Source organism: Marinihelvus fidelis, assembly GCF_008725655.1.
GTDB classification, from domain to species: domain Bacteria; phylum Pseudomonadota; class Gammaproteobacteria; order Xanthomonadales; family SZUA-36; genus Marinihelvus; species Marinihelvus fidelis.
Window position 1 is genome coordinate 486,001 of record NZ_VYXP01000002.1, and the last position, 16,340, is coordinate 502,340.

The 16,340-nt window shown below is 63.2% G+C and carries 15 protein-coding genes; 7 read left to right on the forward strand and 8 right to left on the reverse strand.

Features of this window, described 5'->3' with window-relative positions; all coding sequences use genetic code 11:
* Window positions 1-15: 15 nt before the first annotated feature.
* Window positions 16-3,762 carry an ATP-dependent RNA helicase HrpA gene (hrpA, locus tag F3N42_RS03550; RefSeq protein WP_150862998.1) on the reverse strand — a complete coding sequence of 1,249 codons (3,747 nt, stop codon included), beginning with the start codon at window positions 3,760-3,762 and terminating at the stop codon, window positions 16-18.
* A gap of 66 nt (window positions 3,763-3,828) precedes the next feature.
* Between hrpA and F3N42_RS03555 the strand changes: the two genes are divergently transcribed.
* Window positions 3,829-5,760 carry a winged helix-turn-helix domain-containing protein gene (locus F3N42_RS03555; RefSeq protein ID WP_150862999.1) on the forward strand — a complete coding sequence of 644 codons (1,932 nt, stop codon included), beginning with the start codon at window positions 3,829-3,831 and terminating at the stop codon, window positions 5,758-5,760.
* Here F3N42_RS03555 and F3N42_RS03560 read toward each other — a convergent pair.
* Window positions 5,726-6,622 carry a TolB-like translocation protein gene (locus F3N42_RS03560; protein ID WP_150863000.1) on the reverse strand — a complete coding sequence of 299 codons (897 nt, stop codon included), beginning with the start codon at window positions 6,620-6,622 and terminating at the stop codon, window positions 5,726-5,728. The two genes, F3N42_RS03555 and F3N42_RS03560, sit on opposite strands and share 35 nt — an antisense overlap.
* A gap of 131 nt (window positions 6,623-6,753) precedes the next feature.
* Here F3N42_RS03560 and F3N42_RS03565 point away from each other — a divergent pair, with 131 nt between their 5' ends.
* The 3 genes from F3N42_RS03565 to F3N42_RS03575 all read left to right on the forward strand — a co-directional run bounded on the left by F3N42_RS03565 (window position 6,754) and on the right by F3N42_RS03575 (window position 10,068).
* Window positions 6,754-7,791 (forward strand): threonine aldolase family protein, encoded by a 1,038-nt coding sequence (locus tag F3N42_RS03565; protein WP_150863001.1) that lies wholly within the window; start codon window positions 6,754-6,756, stop codon window positions 7,789-7,791.
* A 7-nt stretch (window positions 7,792-7,798) separates the two neighbouring features.
* A complete protein-coding gene (locus F3N42_RS03570; RefSeq protein ID WP_150863002.1) occupies window positions 7,799-9,109 on the forward strand; it encodes an APC family permease in 1,311 nt (436 codons plus the stop codon).
* A 107-nt stretch (window positions 9,110-9,216) separates the two neighbouring features.
* Entirely contained in the window at window positions 9,217-10,068 is an 852-nt protein-coding gene (locus tag F3N42_RS03575; RefSeq protein WP_150863003.1) for a hypothetical protein, read from the forward strand.
* Between the two features lie 68 nt (window positions 10,069-10,136).
* On the opposite strand, the gene F3N42_RS03580 is transcribed toward F3N42_RS03575, so the two are convergent.
* The 3 genes from F3N42_RS03580 to F3N42_RS15560 form a co-directional block, all read right to left on the reverse strand.
* A complete protein-coding gene (locus F3N42_RS03580; protein ID WP_150863004.1) occupies window positions 10,137-10,520 on the reverse strand; it encodes a hypothetical protein in 384 nt (127 codons plus the stop codon).
* 214 nt (window positions 10,521-10,734) lie between these two features.
* Window positions 10,735-11,421 carry a 3'-5' exonuclease gene (locus tag F3N42_RS03585; protein WP_150863005.1) on the reverse strand — a complete coding sequence of 229 codons (687 nt, stop codon included), beginning with the start codon at window positions 11,419-11,421 and terminating at the stop codon, window positions 10,735-10,737.
* Between the two features lie 344 nt (window positions 11,422-11,765).
* Complete coding sequence (locus tag F3N42_RS15560) at window positions 11,766-12,011, reverse strand: hypothetical protein (protein WP_191621231.1); 246 nt, start codon at window positions 12,009-12,011, stop codon at window positions 11,766-11,768.
* Between F3N42_RS15560 and F3N42_RS03590 the strand changes: the two genes are divergently transcribed.
* The 3 genes from F3N42_RS03590 to F3N42_RS03600 all read left to right on the forward strand — a co-directional run bounded on the left by F3N42_RS03590 (window position 12,010) and on the right by F3N42_RS03600 (window position 13,265).
* Window positions 12,010-12,456: a JAB domain-containing protein gene (locus F3N42_RS03590; RefSeq protein WP_224784664.1), complete on the forward strand. Its 447-nt coding sequence runs from the start codon at window positions 12,010-12,012 to the stop codon at window positions 12,454-12,456. The genes F3N42_RS15560 and F3N42_RS03590 overlap by 2 nt on opposite strands.
* Window positions 12,457-12,512: 56 nt before the next feature.
* The gene (locus F3N42_RS03595) at window positions 12,513-12,878 is read left to right on the forward strand and encodes a hypothetical protein (protein ID WP_150863007.1); all 366 of its coding nucleotides are present in this window, start codon (window positions 12,513-12,515) and stop codon (window positions 12,876-12,878) included.
* 171 nt (window positions 12,879-13,049) lie between these two features.
* On the forward strand, window positions 13,050-13,265 hold the full coding sequence (locus tag F3N42_RS03600; protein WP_150863008.1) for a hypothetical protein: 216 nt from the start codon (window positions 13,050-13,052) through the stop codon (window positions 13,263-13,265).
* Between the two features lie 101 nt (window positions 13,266-13,366).
* Here the strand turns inward: F3N42_RS03600 and F3N42_RS03605 are convergent, their stop codons facing one another.
* The 3 genes from F3N42_RS03605 to F3N42_RS03615 are packed head-to-tail and all read right to left on the reverse strand — an operon-like array spanning window position 13,367 to window position 16,339.
* Entirely contained in the window at window positions 13,367-15,118 is a 1,752-nt protein-coding gene (locus F3N42_RS03605) for a LamG-like jellyroll fold domain-containing protein (RefSeq protein WP_191621214.1), read from the reverse strand.
* A 52-nt stretch (window positions 15,119-15,170) separates the two neighbouring features.
* The gene (locus F3N42_RS03610; protein WP_150863010.1) at window positions 15,171-15,971 is read right to left on the reverse strand and encodes a glycine-rich domain-containing protein; all 801 of its coding nucleotides are present in this window, start codon (window positions 15,969-15,971) and stop codon (window positions 15,171-15,173) included.
* A complete protein-coding gene (locus F3N42_RS03615; RefSeq protein WP_150863011.1) occupies window positions 15,968-16,339 on the reverse strand; it encodes a hypothetical protein in 372 nt (123 codons plus the stop codon). The genes F3N42_RS03610 and F3N42_RS03615 overlap by 4 nt, the downstream gene beginning before the upstream one ends.
* Between the last annotated feature and the right edge of the window lies 1 nt (window position 16,340).

The following is a 16,340-nucleotide window of genomic DNA, read 5'->3' on the forward strand; positions in this document are numbered from 1 at the left end:
TAACGCAGGCCGGGTTCAGCGGGGGGTGGCGTCGGTCACATCCCGCCAGGCGGATTGCAGGCGCTTGGTCGATACCTTCTCCGCGGTGCCCAGGCGTTGGGCGAACACGGACACGCGGTATTCGTGCAGCAGCCAGCGATAGCGGTCGACGGCTTCGTCGTAGGCCGCACCGGCTTCCAGGTGGCGGGCGTAACGGTCCCACAAGGGCGCGATTTCGGCCTGCAGCCGGGTGTCACGGGGCGGGTCCAGCCGCAGCTGTTCCAGGCGGATGGACGTGGCCTCCAGGTAGCGGGGGTACTCGGCCAGCCGTTTCGGCCCAAGGTCCAGCAGGAAGCCCGGATAGACCAGGTCGTCCAGCGCCGCCTGCAGGTCGGCGGCGGCATCGGGGTGGTTCGCGCCGGCCTTGCCATCGAGTGCGCCCTGGATCGCCGCGGCCGTGGCCAGCACCTCGCCCAGGCGCCGGGCCTGGCGCTGGAACAGCGGGCCGATGTCCCGGCGTACGCGGTCGGCCAGCGCGACGAACGCGGCCTCATCGCGCACCGCCACGGCCTCGTCGCCCGCTGCGCCGTAGAGCACGTGCCAGGCCAGGTCGTCGACCAGCGCCAGCGCATCACCCCAGGGCGTCCATGCCAGCATCGCATCGCGCGCCACGCCATGGTGCTTGCGCAGCGACGACAGCCTGTCGGCCAGCGCCAGGGCCAGCAGCCGGTGCACGCCCTCGACATGGTAGGCGGCGGCTTCGTCGGCGGTGTCGAACAGGCGCAGGCCGACCGCGTCGTCCTGGTCCACCAGCGCCGGGTAGGCATCGACACGGTCACGACCACGCACCTTCACGGGCAGCTCACCCACCGACCATTCAAGCAGGCCATCGCGGTTGAAGCCCTCGCCCTGGCGATCCATGAACTGTCGTTGTGCCTGGGCGCCAAACTTCGCCTGCAACGCATCCAGGTCACGGCCCTCGGCCGCGGTTTCCCCCTCTTCACCCAGCACGACCACGCGCATGCGCAGGTGGTCCGGCAGGCGGGATTCATCGAAATCGGCCGCGTTGATGTTCACCCCGCCCAGGTCGGACAGCACCGTGGCCAGGCGTTCGGCCAGCGACCGTGACCCCGGCTCGCCCAGCTGCCCGGCGGCGGCCTCGGCAAACTGCGGCAGCGGCGTCAGCGCGCGCCGCACCGGTTTCGGCAGCGTGCGCATCATCTCGACCAGCTTCTCGCGCTGCAGGCCGGGCACCGTCCACGACAGCCGCGCCGCGTCCAGCGTGTTGAGCAGTTCCAGCGGCACGGTGACGGTGACGCCATCGTTGGGGTTGCCGGGCTCGAACAGGTAGGTCATCGGCAAGCGCCGGCCGGCAACCTCCAGCTGGTCCGGGTAGAGGTCTTCCGGCGCGCGCCCGGCATCGTCTCGCAACAGCACGTCCTGGCCCAACACCAGCTGGTCGCGGCCCTTCTCGCCCAGCCCGTCCAGCCACTTCGCCAGCGATTTGGCCGAGTTCACCTGGTCAGGCACGCGGGTGTCGAAATATTCGAACAGGTCGCGCTCGTCGGCCAGCACATCGCGCTGGCGGCGCTTGTGCTCCAGGCGCTCGACGGCCTCGCGCGCGGCACGGTTGGCCTTGGCGAAACCGGCCCGGGTGTCGAGCTCGCCGCGCACCAGCGCGTCCATGATGAAGATCCGCCGCGCCTCCGCCGGGTCGATACGGGCAAAGTCGACGCGGCGCTTCTCGGCCAGCACCAGGCCGTACAGCGTGACCTGCTCCCAGGCCATGACCCGGCCCCGGCGTCGCGACCAGTGCGGATCGAAATGCGTGCGCTTGAGCAGGTGCGCGCCCTGGCGCTCAATCCACTCCGGCTTCACCCGCGCGTTGACCCGCGCCCAGGTCTTAGTGGTTTCGACGATCTCGGCCGCCATGACCCACTTCGGCGCCGCCTTGAACAGCCCCGAACCCGGGAAAATGTGGAAGCCGCGGCCGCGGGCGCCTTCGTAGCCGTGTCCTTCCGGGTGTTTCAGGCCGACGTGGCTGAGCAGGCCGGAGAGCAGCGCGATGTGCAGTTTTTCGTCGTCGCCATGGCCACCCTTCAGAGGCAGCCTGGCTTCACGCGCCAGGTCGCGCAGCTGCTGGTACAGGTCGAACCACTCCAGCACCCGCTGCCAGGCCAGGAACTCACGCCGGCAGGCCTTGCGGAACTGGTTGCCGGTGAGCGACCTGCGCTGCTTGCGAAGGTGCTGCCACAGCGCCAGCAGGGCGGCGAAATCGGAGCCCGGCGTATCGAAGCGCGCATGGGCCTCGTCGGCCGCCTGGCGGGCTTCCAGCGGCCGCTCGCGCGGGTCCTGGATGCTCAGGGCGGCCGCCAGCACCAGCGTGTCCTCCAGGCAACCCAGGCGCGCGCCTTCCTCGATGATGCGCGCGAAACGCACGTCCACGGGCCAGCGCGACAGCCGGTCACCGGTGCGGGTCAGTTCGCGGGCCGCGTCGACCGCCCCCAGCTCGAACAGCAGGTGGCGCGCGTCGTTGATCATGCGCGGCGCCGGTGGCTCCAGGAACGGAAACTCCTCGATCTCGCCCAACCCCATCGACAACATCCGCAGGATCACCGACGCCAGCGAGGTGCGCAGGATTTCCGGCTCGGTGAATTCCGGGCGGGACTCAAAATCGGCCTCGTCGTACAGGCGCACGCAGGTGCCTGGCCCCAGGCGCCCGCAACGACCCGCGCGCTGGTTGGCGCTGGCCTGCGACACCGGCTCGATGGGCAGCCGCTGCGTGCGCGAGCGGTGCGCGTAGCGGCTGATCCTGGCCAGGCCGGAATCAATGACGAACTTGATGCGCGGCACCGTCAGCGACGTCTCGGCAATATTGGTCGTCAGGATGATGCGGCGCTCCGGGCCGGGGTGAAACACACGCTGCTGCTCGGCGCCGGACAGCCGCGCGTACAGCGGAAGGACCTCGGTATGGCGCAGGCTGGCGCGATTGAGGAAGTCGCGCGCCTCGTGAATCTCGCGCTCACCCGACAGGAACACCAGGATGTCACCGCGCGGGTCGATGCGATCCAGGCGCTGCACGGCCTGGCGGATGCCCTGGTACAGGCCGCGGTCGTCGTCGCGGCCGCCGTCAGACTCGTCCAGCGGCTGGTAGACGATGTCCACCGGGTAGCCACGCCCGGACACCTCGATGACCGGCGCGTCGCCAAAATGCTTCGAGAACTTCTCCGTGTCGATGGTGGCCGAGGTGATTACCACGCGCAGGTCCGGCCGCCTGGGCAACAGCCGCTTCAGGTAGCCCAGCAGGAAATCGATGTTCAGGCTGCGCTCGTGGGCCTCGTCGATAAGGATGGTGTCGTAGGCGCGCAGCAGCGGGTCACCCATGGCCTCGGCCAATAGCAGGCCGTCGGTCATGAACTTGATGTAGCCGTCCTTAGAGGCATGATCGCGGAAGCGCACCTGGTAGCCCACCTGCTCGCCCAGCTTCACGCCCAGTTCCTCGGCCACCCGCGTGGCCATGGCGCGGGCGGCAATACGGCGCGGTTGCGTGCAGGCCACCTGGCCATCGATGCCGCGGCCGGCCTCCAGGCAATAACGCGGCAGCTGCGTGGTCTTGCCCGAGCCGGTTTCACCGGCGACCACCACCACCGGGTTGTCGCGGATGGCGGCAATGATGTCCTCGCGCCGCGCCGTGATCGGCAGCGCGTCGTCATACTTCGCCACCGGCGCCCCGGCGCGCCGCAGCGCCCGCCGTTGTTCCCGTTTGTCCGCGCTCGTTTCCATGGGCGCGGATTATACGTTCCGCCCGGCCATCAGCGAGGACGCAAGCCGCTTGCTAACATTAAGCGTATGACCGATACATTAACTATCCGTGCCTACCGTCTCGGCGAATTCATCCTCGACCTTGAGCGACAGTCACTCAGCGGCCCAGGGGGCGAGATCGAGCTCAGGCCAAAATCCTGGAACATGCTGCGCTACCTGGCCGAGCACGCCGGCAGCCTGGTCAGCAAGGATGACCTGCGCCTGGCAATCTGGGGGCACAGCGTTGTCACCGAGGCATCGATCACCCAGTGCATCGTCGACATCCGCAGGGCGCTGGGCGATGACGAACGCAGCCAGTTGCGGACCATCCCCCGGCGCGGCTACCTGCTGGAAACGCCGGTCAGCCCGCTTGAGTCCGCAACGGGCGTCAAAGCACGTGTACCCAGGGTGCGGCGAGCCGCTAGCCTGGGGGCCGCGCTGGCGATGACTGTCGCGCTGGCGCTGCTGTCATCGCCGCGAGAGGAACCGGCCGTTCCGGCTTCGCCCACCACGCCCGTCATTGCGGTCATGCCATTCGAGGACCTTGGGCCAGAAGGCTCGGATGCCTGGTTCGGCGACGGCCTGGCCGAGGAGACGCTGGACAGCCTGACGCGGCTCAAGGGCGTGCATGTCATCGCCCGCACCTCGTCGTTCTCGCTCAGGGGGCAGCCGCTGGATGTCCGCCAGATCGCGGATCGGCTGAACGCGAGCCATGTCCTGGAAGGCAGCGTCCGGCGCGTGGGCGACCAGGCGCGCATCACGGCCCAGCTGATTGACGGTGACAACGCCAGGCACCTGTGGTCACAGACTTTCGACATCACCATGGACGATGTTTTCGACGTCCAGCAAGGTATCGCCAGGTCGCTCGCAGATGTGCTGGAACTCGAGTTTCTGGACCCGCAGGCCCAACCCACCAGCGCCATGGCGGCGGAAGCATGGGCCCACTATCGCCGCGGCCTGTTCCTGTACAACCGCCGGAACCCCGGCGACCTCGAGCTGGCCAGGCAGGCCTATGAAAACGCGATCAAGGCTGACCCCAGTCACGGCCTGTCTTGGGCCGGCATTTCGGCGATTCACCACCTTGAGATCTACTCGGGTGAACACCCGGCCCGGTCACTGCGCATGATGGCCGAAACGGCGTCTCGCGCGCTGGAGTTGGCGCCCAATGACGCGACTGTCTTGATGCGTGCCGCCTGTGCGGCCATCAAGCGCGGCGACTGGATTCGCGCCGACGCATTGTTCAACCACGCACGCCAGGTGGCCCCCGACGACCCGCTGCTCCTCGCCGTCCAGGCCGGACGGCTGTTCGAGTCCAACGACATGGACGCGGCGCTGGACCTGCAACGCCGCGCCGCAGCCCTCAACCCCCTGGCCATGTCCACGATGTACAACCTGGTCGTCATGGAAACCTTTGCCGGCAATTACCAGGCGGCGCTGGACCTCTACGAAACGCTGCATGCCATGAACCCCGGTTCGGCGGCCGCAGTGTCCAATGACGCGGCCATCGCCTTGCTGTCACTGGGCAACGTGGAGCGCGCGCTAAGCGTGCTGGCGGCCGTGGGGCACACCGATCCAGGCTCGCAGGCCGTCCAGGTCGTGGCGCTCGAAGCGGCCGGCGATTCGGCCGGTGCAGGCCTGGCCTTCAATGAACTTGTGAACAGCGCGACAACGTACGAGGACAGGCTGGCCATCGCCTCCGTCCATGCCTGGCGCGGCGCCACCAACGAAGCCCTGGACCATCTGCGAGATGCCCTGCAGATGGCCCAGGCCGACGCCCCCACAAACTGGTCCCGCTACCAGCTACTCCTGTCCTCAACGCTGTTCAGCCGTATCAGCGGGCACCCGGACTTCAGGCAACATCACGCCGAAGTCGTGGCCCTGGACCGGCTGGCCGTGCAGCGCCTGGCGGCCGAGGCCGACGCCCTGGAGCTGCCCGAACTCGCCCTCAATTTCCCCCGCGAGCCTTCTCCCGCTCACTGACGTAGATTTCACCCGAGCGGCCGAAGTACAGCCGCGTCCTGTCCCAGGACATCGACGCCCGCGTTTCACCGGCCGGTGTGTTGATGCCTTCGTGCAACTGCACCGGCGCCGACCACGCATCATGGATGCTGTCACGGGTTGCCATGTAGACATCCTGGTTGCCCGGCTCGGCGCGATCGGAACTGAAGACCACCTCCAGCCCATCCTTGCTGACATTCGGCATCCGGTCGTCAAACTCCGTGTTCAGGCCGTCTACCGGAACGCCCGGGCCAAAACCGTCAGGCCCCAGTTCGCTGACGTAGATGTCGTGGTTGCCGCTGCCGGTGCTTGAGTAGTACAGGAACGCCCCGGCCGGGGTTTCAATATAGGACGGGCTGAATTCCTCGCCGGCGGAATTGGGGCCCTCACCCAGGTCGGCACAGCCGAGCCGGACCGGTTCCTGCCAGCCATGGGCTGGATTGTCACGGGTCAGGAAGATGTCGCCACCACCGCAGGCATCCTCGCCCCCCCGGCGCGAGACGAAAAACAGGTAATTGCCGCCAATCGATGTCGGGCAGAAGTCGTCCGCGTTCGAGTTCACCGGCGCGGGCAAGTTCTCCGCTGGTCCGAACGGTTCTTCGACGGAAGGACGCCACGCGCGCCAGATATCCAGGGCCCCCTGGCCGCCAGCACGCGGTGTGGCCATGTAGATCGAGTGACCATCACGCGACTCGAAGGGACAGCCGCCCTGGACGCTGTTGTCGGTATCATTGGCTGGCACAGGGTCGCCCCAGTCCGTATAGGCAGGCCCTGCCGCTGCCGCTACAGGCAGGGCGAGTGCAATGGCCGCAGCCAGGATATTTACTCGGTTCAGTGTGCGCATGACGTTGTCCTCGTGAGTGTGCGTGACCCAAACCTAGTCGCCAGCGCCCGATTCGGCCCCTGCAAACGGACAAAAAAAGTCGAAAAAAACGCTAAAACCGTATAATCGCCAGCATTCTCAAGGGAGCCCGCATGACCGCCAATTTCCGCAGTGACAACGAATCCGCCGTCGCCGGCCCGGTCATGGAGGCCATCGTGGCCGCCAACGAAGGGGCCGCGCATGCCTATGCCGAGGACGACTGGTCCATGCGCCTTGACCAGGCCTTCTCGGACCTGTTCGAGACCCCGACGCGGGTGCTGCCGATGGCCACCGGCACGGCCGCCAACTCCATCGCCCTGGCCACGGTCACGCCGCCCTGGGGATCGGTACTCTGCCACCGCCAGGCGCACGTCTACTCGGACGAGTCCGGCGCACCGGAGTTCTACGGTCACGGCCTGAGACTGGTACCTGTCGACGGCGCGCTGGGCCGCATGAGCCCGGACGCGCTGGCCCACGCCTACGCGGGCTGCGCCGGCCACGGCGTGCACAGCTACGTGCCGTCGGCCATGACCCTGACCCAGAGCACCGAGTCCGGCACGGTCTACCAGCCCGACGACATGGCCGCCCTGAACGCACAGGCCCGCGGCCATGGCCTGGCCACCCACCTGGACGGCGCCCGCTTCGCCAACGCCGTGGTCCGCCTGGGCTGTTCGCCCGCCGACACCAGCTGGCGCGCCGGCGTGGAGATGATGTCCTTCGGCGCCAGCAAGAACGGCTGCATGGCCGCCGAGGCGCTGCTGTTTTTCGGTGACGAACGCGACAGCCGCTACGAAACCGCCGAGCGCATGCGCAAGCGCGGCGGCCACCTGTTCAGCAAGATGCGCTACGTGTCCGCGCAGCTGCTGGCCTATATCAACGACGGCCTGTGGCTGGAGCTGGCCGGCAACGCCAACGAACAGGCCGCGCGTTTCGCCGCGATGGTGGCCCGCCACGCCGAAGCCGAGCTGGAGTATCCTGTCGAGGCCAACGAGGTCTTCGTGCGCTGGTCGACCGACGGCTTCGAGGCGCTGGAACGCGCCGGCATCGAGTTCCTGACCTGGCCCGGCCAGGACGACCTGGGCCGGTTCGTGTTCAGTCACAGCACCACGGCGGAGGACACCGACCGCCTGATCGCGGCCATGGGAGGCTGATCAAACAATGAACGACAATAACAACGACACCACCACCGAACTGCCCGACGGCCGCCTGAAACGCGACATCAGCCGCCTGGGCTTCAATGCGATCAACATCAACAGCGTCATCGGCGCCGGCATCTTCGGCCTGCCCGCCGTGGCCGCCGCCCGGGCCGGCGACTTCAGCCCCTGGATGTTCGTGATCTGCGGCCTGCTGACCTTCACGCTGGTGCTGTCATTCGCGCGCGCCGCCTCGCTGGTGAGAGAAACCGGCGGCGCGCTGCTCTACGCCCGCAAGGCCTTCGGCTCCTTCGTCGGCTTCCAGACCGGCTGGCTGAGCTGGCTCAGCCGCGTGGCGGCCATGGGCGCCAACACCAACCTGCTGGTCACCTACGCCGCGTGGTTCTGGGCGCCGCTGGGCGACAGCCCCTGGCGCCAGGTGGCGCTGACCGTGGTCATCGGCAGCATGACCTGGCTGAACGTGGCCGGCGTGCGCAACTCCATGGCCGCCATCTACGCCTTCACGATCCTGAAGCTGCTGCCGCTGAGCCTGCTCGTGCTGTTCGGCCTGGGCAAGGTCGACGTCGGCGCCCTGTTCGGCGCCGACATGCCCGAACTGGGCAGCTTTGGCAGCACCGTGCTGGTACTGCTCTACGCCTTCGTCGGCTTCGAAGGCACCGTCGTCAACGCCGGCGAAGCCCGCAGCCCCCGCCGCGACCTGCCGCGCGCGCTGATCCAGTCGATCACCTTCATCGCCGTGCTGTACTTCCTGGTGCAATGGGTCTCGCAAGCCACCCTACCCAACCTGGCCACCAGCGAACGCGCCCTGGTCGACGTCGCCAGCGTGCTCTTCGGCTCCATCGGCGCCGCCCTGCTGACCATGGGCGCCGTGTTCTCCATCGGCGGCAACCTGATGGGCAGCGTCCTGTCCGCCCCCCGAATGACCTGGGCCATGGCCCGTGACGGCGCCCTCCCCCCCTGGTTCGCCGCCGTGCACGACAAGTACCACACCCCCCACCACTCCGTGCTCTTCTACGGCGCCACCTGCCTGCTGATGGCCCTGACCGGCAGCTTCGTCTGGCTCGCCATGATGAGCACCCTGGTCCGCCTGATCGCCTACATGGTCGTCATCGCCGGCCTCCCCCGCCTGAAACAACGCGCCGAACCCCACGCCGACGAATTCAACATCCCCGGCGGCATGCTCATCCCCGGCATCGCACTGCTACTGTGCCTGTGGCTGCTCACCGGCGCCGGCCCCCGCGCCTGGCTGGTGACGGGAATTTTCTTTGCGCTGGGGTGCGGGCTTTACTGGTTTTCGCGGCGGAATACAGACTAAGACGAAAATTTCCTTCAAACACATCAGTAATCGACTGATGCCTTAGCCGGGTTTTGCAACTAATCTCGGAGTTACCCCCATTCAACTTCAACCGATTGGGGGTCACCATGAATTCCAGCCTAAAGTTTTTATGCGTATTACTCGCTGTAATAACCGTTCCTGCTGCAGAAGCATCCAACCGAGCAATTAATTGCGACGGTTGCACGTACACCACAAAGGCAAACCGTGCGAAACAAGCTGTAACCGAAGGATACGTCTATGTATTTGATGCGTTACAGATAGATGTGAAGAAGTTTCGCATTTATGACCAACTTCTAGGGGATGATCCAAGAGGCCGCACTGGAAAAGTTGCCCAACGACTTGACGTAGAACCGAAAATTCGCGACCCGTTTCATAATTTTATTGAATCGGTTAACGATATTTTAGGGGAGCGACTTGTCTTGCCTGACACGTTCGACGTTCGCTCTGTTGCAGGGGCGTTGTATGACCCTGCATATACGACAACATTGTTGGAATCCCACATGTATCAGCTGGAATCGCCACAGGCGTCTGTTAGTTGGTACTCCGAGCTTCTAGGTAACCTACTAGACCGTGGCATCCCTTACGTTGACGTAACTGGCGTTACCAAAGAGTTCACGATGACCGTTGAGTTTCCCGATGGGTCATACATGGATTTCGAGTTCACATACGAAATGAACCATGTGAACAACGATCTTTCAATCGAGATTGAGCCGGCCGGAAACGCCAGACTCGCGAACGGAGATCCGGCACCAACAAGCGACAGCTCGTTCCGTGAGCAGCGATTTGATGATGACTACGGTGCACTTTTTGAGTGGCAACGTTGGGCCAATGCTTTGGATGTGGAAATGCGCCACCGGCGAGCGCTCGGAAACTATTCCTACATGGTCTGCAAAGTCGACCAATACAGGGTCGTGTGTACCCTCTATAGGGCACCTTGAAATCAAGCCGCACCGAATTGCGCCAGATTTCTGGCGCAATTCGATTTAGCTAACTGGCAGTCAGCAGACTAATTTGTAGAAGGGGTGCCCTTAACTTTGGTGCCAGGAATAGCGTCAACCGAACGAATGAACCCCTTGAACGCCGCTTCAATCTGTTCATCCGGCTTTTCAGTTTCAACTGTTGTTTTCAACGTAAACGGGTTTGAAGAAACCTGCTCAGTGCTAATCACAAAAGCACGCACACTGGCGTTCACATAATCTAAAACGTACACAGTTCCTTGCTGTGTCATACCTATCGCCTTTCGGCGAGCTTCTTCAAGCGAGCAGTCATCACATACAACAACTCGGTTCTGCTCAGCCGCCAAAACAGTTAATGGCACACAGCACATCACAACAGCCACACTCGCCAAAATCCATCCAACTCGAACAGCTAACTTTTCTATGATTGCCATAACGTTTCTCACATACAATAAAAACATTATAGAGTTTCAGGGATTTTTTTCAGGATAAGCACCTGAACTTCAAGGGTTAATCAAGCGAAGTCGTTAGAAAACCCTAGTTGCTACCAGTTACGCTGGCAAGGGAAGCATACGGGTCAAGTCGACGGCACGGGATCGAAAGTACCGTAGGCACGGTAATCCCCCTTTAGTCCGCGCCGGGGGCAATTTATTTGGCGATGCGTGTAAGGAGTCGTAACGTGGCCTGACAGTCACCGATGGCGGTATGGTCGCCACCCCGCAATTTGTACCAGCGGTAATGCCCCCGCCGTTTGTCCCATTTTGCTCTGTGCAGACTGTCCAGAAACATGGCACAAGCAGATTCAAATTCGGGCGCTGGGCAACCGGCTGCTTTCGCACTTTGTAGTATCAACCGGGTGTCATACTTGGCGTTGAATATCACAACTTGCCGACCTGATACCGCTGCCTGAATCTTATCCTGAATTTCGGCAAAGCCGGTGGCGTTTGCAACGGCTTCCGGCGATATGCCGTGAATCGCTTCCGCATCTGGCCAGGACATGGCATTTGAAGGCTTTACGAGAGTGTCGAGCAGCGTGTTGCCATGGCCGTCGATGATGCCGACTTGTATGATTTCGCAATCATTGCCAATGCCAGTCGTTTCTGTATCCAGAATAGCAAGGCTATCTGGGTTCGCTAACAACTCGCGGGCGATCTTCACGGCGCTTGCCGAATCTTCAGCCTTCAACTTCTCGCTGGGCTCGTTCTGCTTACCAATAAGCCGTTGGAGGGTAGCGGCATCATCGCTTTGGCGCGAGGATCCCGTGATCCGTTTCAATAACGCCCATACACCATAGGCCACAAGCGCGACGATCAGAATCGGAATAAAAGCTTCCATATCCCCCCCTTTCCAATCTCTCCTCAAACCATAATAACGCCCCGCGCAGCCGGGGTGTCCGTACAACAATAGAAATGGGCAACCCGCGCCCCTATTTGTGCTGAAGAAACACGCGCTACTAGAGCTTACACGCACGCTCGGATGGTTCCGAAAACTCTTCTAGGGATTCCAAAAAGTCCCCGATATGCGACAAAGCGAAAATGCAAGCGCATTTGCATACATGGACGTTCACAGGGGTCGGCAAAATCGCCGTATGTGTTTGATTTAAATGGTGGGCCGTGTTGGGCTCGAACCAACGACCATCGGATTAAAAGACTGGAGCGTTTTGGCGTCACAGCTACGTTTCAGCCGATTTCTTCCAAAAAACACACCCGCGTAACCCGCTGTTTTTCATAGACCGGATCCCCGGTTTTTGGAACAAATTCCGCACCAACTTTTAGACGCTGTTTAGGTAATTGCTTCCTGGTGGGGGGCAACAAAAAGAATGGCGCCGTGCATTGATTAAAGTGTTGACTACCGCCCCAATGGGGCGGTATACTGTAATCGTTGGTCGGGCATCCCGCCATGACCACGAAACGGGAGAAATCCATGAAAGAGCAAGACCGCGTGATCGTCGAACAGGCTCTCAAGATCCTGCGTGACGAACTCGGCACCGTCGGTGTCGAGCTGACCGATCCAGCAGCTGCAGGCCAGTACTGCCAGCTGCGGCTCGGTGACCGGGAGCACGAAGTGTTCCTGGTGGTGTTCCTCGACACCCGCCACCGTGTGCGGGGCGCTGAGGAACTGTTCCGCGGCACCATCGACGGTGCCTGCGTCTACCCCCGCGAAGTCGCGAAAGCAGCGTTGATGAACAACGCCGCTGCCGTGATCGTCGCGCACAACCATCCTTCAGGAGTGACGGAGCCAAGCATGGCCGACCAGGCCATCACGCGCCGCCTGAAAGATGCGCTGACGCTGCTGGAGATCCGCCTTCTCGACCATTTCGTGGTGTCGGGCCAGGGCTTCACCAGCATGGCATCGAGGGGCATGATTTAGCCCCTCACACTTTGCCGGCAGGCGCACCGCCTGCCGGCTTTTTCGGAGAGACGAACATGAGTGAAGAACGCGCCATTTACCGAGTAGACCGGGCGGCGCCAGACAGCCTCGAAGCGTTCAAGTCGCGGCCCTGCGCCCTGCCCTTTCACGATCCTGGATACACGGCCCCCAAGCCATCCGAGATCGACGCCCTGATACAGCTTGCGGGTTGGTCCCAGGTCGAAACCGCGAAGATCGCCGGCGTCAATTTCAAAGCCGGGAAAGGATCCACGACCGTCCGCAAATGGCGGACGCCGGTGGACTCGTCCGAGCACCGAGGCATCCCCTACGCCGCCTGGCGGATCATGCTGGCCGCTGCCGGCGTGGTGACCATCGACCCCGCCGACTACACGCGGGATCAGCTGATGAGAGTGGCCGAGTAGAAAACGCCGACCAGGTGGCCGGCGTGGCCAGGGTGGACGGTTAGCCCCCGGCGAATGCCTTCATGGTGCGCCGGGTGCCGTTCAGGGAGATATTGCTGGAAAGAATCGCGACCACACCACCGTGCGCTCAGCGTGGCTTACAGTAGGGCCTCACTCAAACAGGGGAATATTATGAAAATCAAAGTCCGTGAACAGGGAAAGCCCAACGCCGAGATCAGGTACGTCGACGTGATTCAGGGGTTCAATTCTTACTACGACGGGAAGATGACCCGAAAGATGAAGGCACTGCCAGAGTACCGGCTTGCAGACACGGGCGAAGATGTGAACGAACAAAAGGACGGGACGTTCATCGGTATAACTTCCAAGCAGGTATTCGAGAGAGCCTAAAAGCGCCCCCGGCCGCTCGAAGGGGACGAGCTGGCCGGGGACTAGGGGATCATTTTCAGGATAGGCCACCCTGGGCGGCGTGTCTGTAGGAAATCGTCGCGCTATTCCGTAGTCATGGCGCCATGCAAGTGGTAGCCAACGTAAAGGTCCCCCGTGCGCTGAGAACGGGCGTCGAATCGCGCAAATGTTTGCGTTCCGCTACTGCCTTCAAATGGCACAACCTCACTCGGTGTGTCGTCATCGTCCTGCCAAACTACGCCCTTGCCATCCTTCAGGTAAAGCCACATTCGGCTATTAGACCCGGCAGGGAAACTGGTCGCGTTCCAGCTTGACGGGCCATAAGCGCCCCACATTGCCGAGCCGTCCGCCACGCTCATGTTTCGCCACAGGTTCAAAACGAACACGTTCGAGCCGTCGGAATACGCTTGCAGAACCGGGCCGAAATTGTAGCCGGAAAGCGTGGCCGAGATATTGACTGACCGAATGCCGTCAATGATGGCGAATGTTTCAACGTCCGTGCTTGTCAGGGTTTCGGGGCTGTCCAGCCTTAGCCCGTTCGCGTAGTTCGTGCTGGGCGACCTGATGCGCGACTCGCCGCCGTCTGTATCGAGTTCGTAGTCAGCGCCTTGTGATCCTGTCGACGTTTCAGTCCAGCCCCACGAATCCGGGTCGGTATTTTCAGATACCCACTCTCGGGCGTCGGCCTCGGTGATCTCGTATGCGTCATTAAACGGGTAACGGTGAATCAGACCTGAATGGCCGACCTTTTCCAGAACCGAAAAGTATTTCCAATGGAGGCCGGTATCGGATGCGATGACGATCGCACCGTTCGCCCACCCGCCGGCTGATGCGCCTTCGGCCTCGGCCGCCTCAAAGTCAGCGTATTCATGTGCCGTAACGACTTCCACCACCCCCGACCAATCCGAATAAACCCCGCCGTTCACGGCACGGGCGCGGTAGTGGCGGGTGTAGGGGGGCGAACCTTCAAACTCGAATGGTTCGTCGGGCGGGGTAAACGCGGCCGTGTAGCGAGCAACGCCGGTGGTGAACCGCAAGTCCTCGATATTCCCGTCGAGGCGACGCCCCACCAAATCCAGCGCCCCGGCCACGCCGCCGTCTACGCTTCCCGCCCATGTCCTGCTGTTTTCCAGCACGCCGTCGATGAACAGCCGGAACACGTCACCCTCGCGAGTAATCGCCGCATGATGCCATGCATCCTCGGACGGCCGCGTGTCCTCGACAATGGGGTTCGTGTTGCTGTAGTTGTAAGTGAAATCGACAAAATTGTTCGATTCGTTTGAATGCCCGGCCATGATGCCGTGGAAATTCGCCGCCCATCCACTCGGGTTCGTTGCGAACAAGTATGTCGGCGGTTGGTTGCCCACGTAAGAATCTTGATAGTAAAAGCACTCGAATGTGTAGTCGTCGGTTCCGACAATGAAACTGCTGTCAGCCGGGCCGCTGATGTAATCCGACGTGGTGCCGCCAAACAGGATTGATGCGTCGCCGTTGCGGGTTCGTCCGGTATCGACCTCGACGCTTCCGTTCAGGGTCAGCGCGTGGCCGTGTGAACTCCGATCAACAATGTCCGTGCCTCCGTCGGCGCCTTCGGCCTTGAGCAGTAACGCCACGTCGGCCCAATAGGGGTCGTCAGGCGATCCGTCGATCACATGGTCGTAATCGTCCGGGTTCGCCGCCAGAGTAGTCAGCGCCGCCCACGTTGTACCGTCCTCGCTGACCTGCACCTCGGTCGGGTATGCGCTGGTCACGGTTAGCCGTATCGTGTCCTCGGCCACGCCAATGGCCGACAGGCCCGGAACGTTCGGCACAAGGTTGTCTGTCGGCAGGTTCACGCCGCGCCGGGTCAGCACCGGCACCATAAACCGCGCTTTCGTCCTCACGCGCTTACCCCAACCACTCCACGATCACCCGACCCGCGGCGCCAGACTGCGGCGCCACGCCGCCGCTTGCGCTCGTGCCACCAGCGCCACCACCGCCGCCGTTGGCTGTAGGCGTGGCGCCATTGCAAGTGCCGCCGTTGCCCCAGGAGCCACCACCACCGCCGGCCTCGGCGCCGCCGGTGACGTAGGCCGCACCACCCAGGCCGCGAGAATCGCCACCCTTCGTGACCGTGCCAGTGCTGACGCCGGTGTGCTCGCCGCCACCTGGGCCGCCGCCCATGTAGCGCTCGAAGAACAGCCGCGAGTCTTCGCCCCAGCGGTCGTCCTCGATCTGCGTCCACTGGCGGCCGCCGCGGGCGGTCAGGCCGAAACCGGTGGTGTTGCCGCCGGCATTCGAGGATCCGGTGTTGCCACCAGCGCCGATCACCACCGGGTAGGACCCGCCGCCGGTCACCGCCACGGTCGACTCGATGATCTCGCCGCCCTCGCCACCTGGGCCATCCATGCCGCCGCTGTTCGGGTAGCCACCAGCACCGCCGCCGACCAGGATCACGCGCGCCCAGGTGGCGTTGTCCGGGGCCGTTAGGGTCTGGCTGCTGGTGATCTCTTCGCGGGTCAGCTGGCCGCCCAGGGTGGACACTGCGGCGTCCAGGTTGGCTAGGTTGTCGAGATCCGCCGCCGCGAGCGTGGCGGCCAGCTCGTCGAGCGTGGTGGAGCCGTCGATGTTGTCCAGGGCTTCGGCGCGATCTTCAGTGAGCCGCGCCAGCAGCGTGGAGATTTTGCCGGAGTTGATTAAGCCGCTCATGATGTGGTCGCTCCTGAAAAGTTGCCGCTGCCGTCGTAGCTGATGGCGATGGTGCCGTCGTCGAAGGTCTCGTAGCCGGCGCCCAGCCCCTTGTCGTACTGGCAGACGATCTGTGTGAGGTTGCCGCTGGACCAGGTGAAGGTGAATTTCATCTTCAGGCTGGCGCTGTCGTTATTGACCAGCTCGATGTAGTCCGGCTCGGACAGATCCGAACCGCTGGCCGTGGTGGCCCAGCCGGGAAGGATGAACACGCCACCAGCGAGCATGGCGATGATCCAGGTGATGTTGTCGCGCAGTTGGTCGAGATCTACGCCTTTGCCGGTGCCGTCATAGTTCGGGCGGCTGGTGTCGAGTGTGGGTGCAGCCATT

Bases quoted from the DNA above. Each gene is read 5' to 3' on its own strand.
- hrpA (WP_150862998.1), bottom strand. From the start codon at position 3,762: ATGGAAACGAGCGCGGACAAACGGGAACAACGGCGGGCGCTGCGGCGC.
- F3N42_RS03555 (WP_150862999.1), top strand. From the start codon at position 3,829: ATGACCGATACATTAACTATCCGTGCCTACCGTCTCGGCGAATTCATC.
- F3N42_RS03560 (WP_150863000.1), bottom strand. From the start codon at position 6,622: ATGCGCACACTGAACCGAGTAAATATCCTGGCTGCGGCCATTGCACTC.
- F3N42_RS03565 (WP_150863001.1), top strand. From the start codon at position 6,754: ATGACCGCCAATTTCCGCAGTGACAACGAATCCGCCGTCGCCGGCCCG.
- F3N42_RS03570 (WP_150863002.1), top strand. From the start codon at position 7,799: ATGAACGACAATAACAACGACACCACCACCGAACTGCCCGACGGCCGC.
- F3N42_RS03575 (WP_150863003.1), top strand. From the start codon at position 9,217: ATGAATTCCAGCCTAAAGTTTTTATGCGTATTACTCGCTGTAATAACC.
- F3N42_RS03580 (WP_150863004.1), bottom strand. From the start codon at position 10,520: ATGGCAATCATAGAAAAGTTAGCTGTTCGAGTTGGATGGATTTTGGCG.
- F3N42_RS03585 (WP_150863005.1), bottom strand. From the start codon at position 11,421: ATGGAAGCTTTTATTCCGATTCTGATCGTCGCGCTTGTGGCCTATGGT.
- F3N42_RS03590 (WP_224784664.1), top strand. From the start codon at position 12,010: ATGAAAGAGCAAGACCGCGTGATCGTCGAACAGGCTCTCAAGATCCTG.
- F3N42_RS15560 (WP_191621231.1), bottom strand. From the start codon at position 12,011: ATGGATTTCTCCCGTTTCGTGGTCATGGCGGGATGCCCGACCAACGAT.
- F3N42_RS03595 (WP_150863007.1), top strand. From the start codon at position 12,513: ATGAGTGAAGAACGCGCCATTTACCGAGTAGACCGGGCGGCGCCAGAC.
- F3N42_RS03600 (WP_150863008.1), top strand. From the start codon at position 13,050: ATGAAAATCAAAGTCCGTGAACAGGGAAAGCCCAACGCCGAGATCAGG.
- F3N42_RS03610 (WP_150863010.1), bottom strand. From the start codon at position 15,971: ATGAGCGGCTTAATCAACTCCGGCAAAATCTCCACGCTGCTGGCGCGG.
- F3N42_RS03615 (WP_150863011.1), bottom strand. From the start codon at position 16,339: ATGGCTGCACCCACACTCGACACCAGCCGCCCGAACTATGACGGCACC.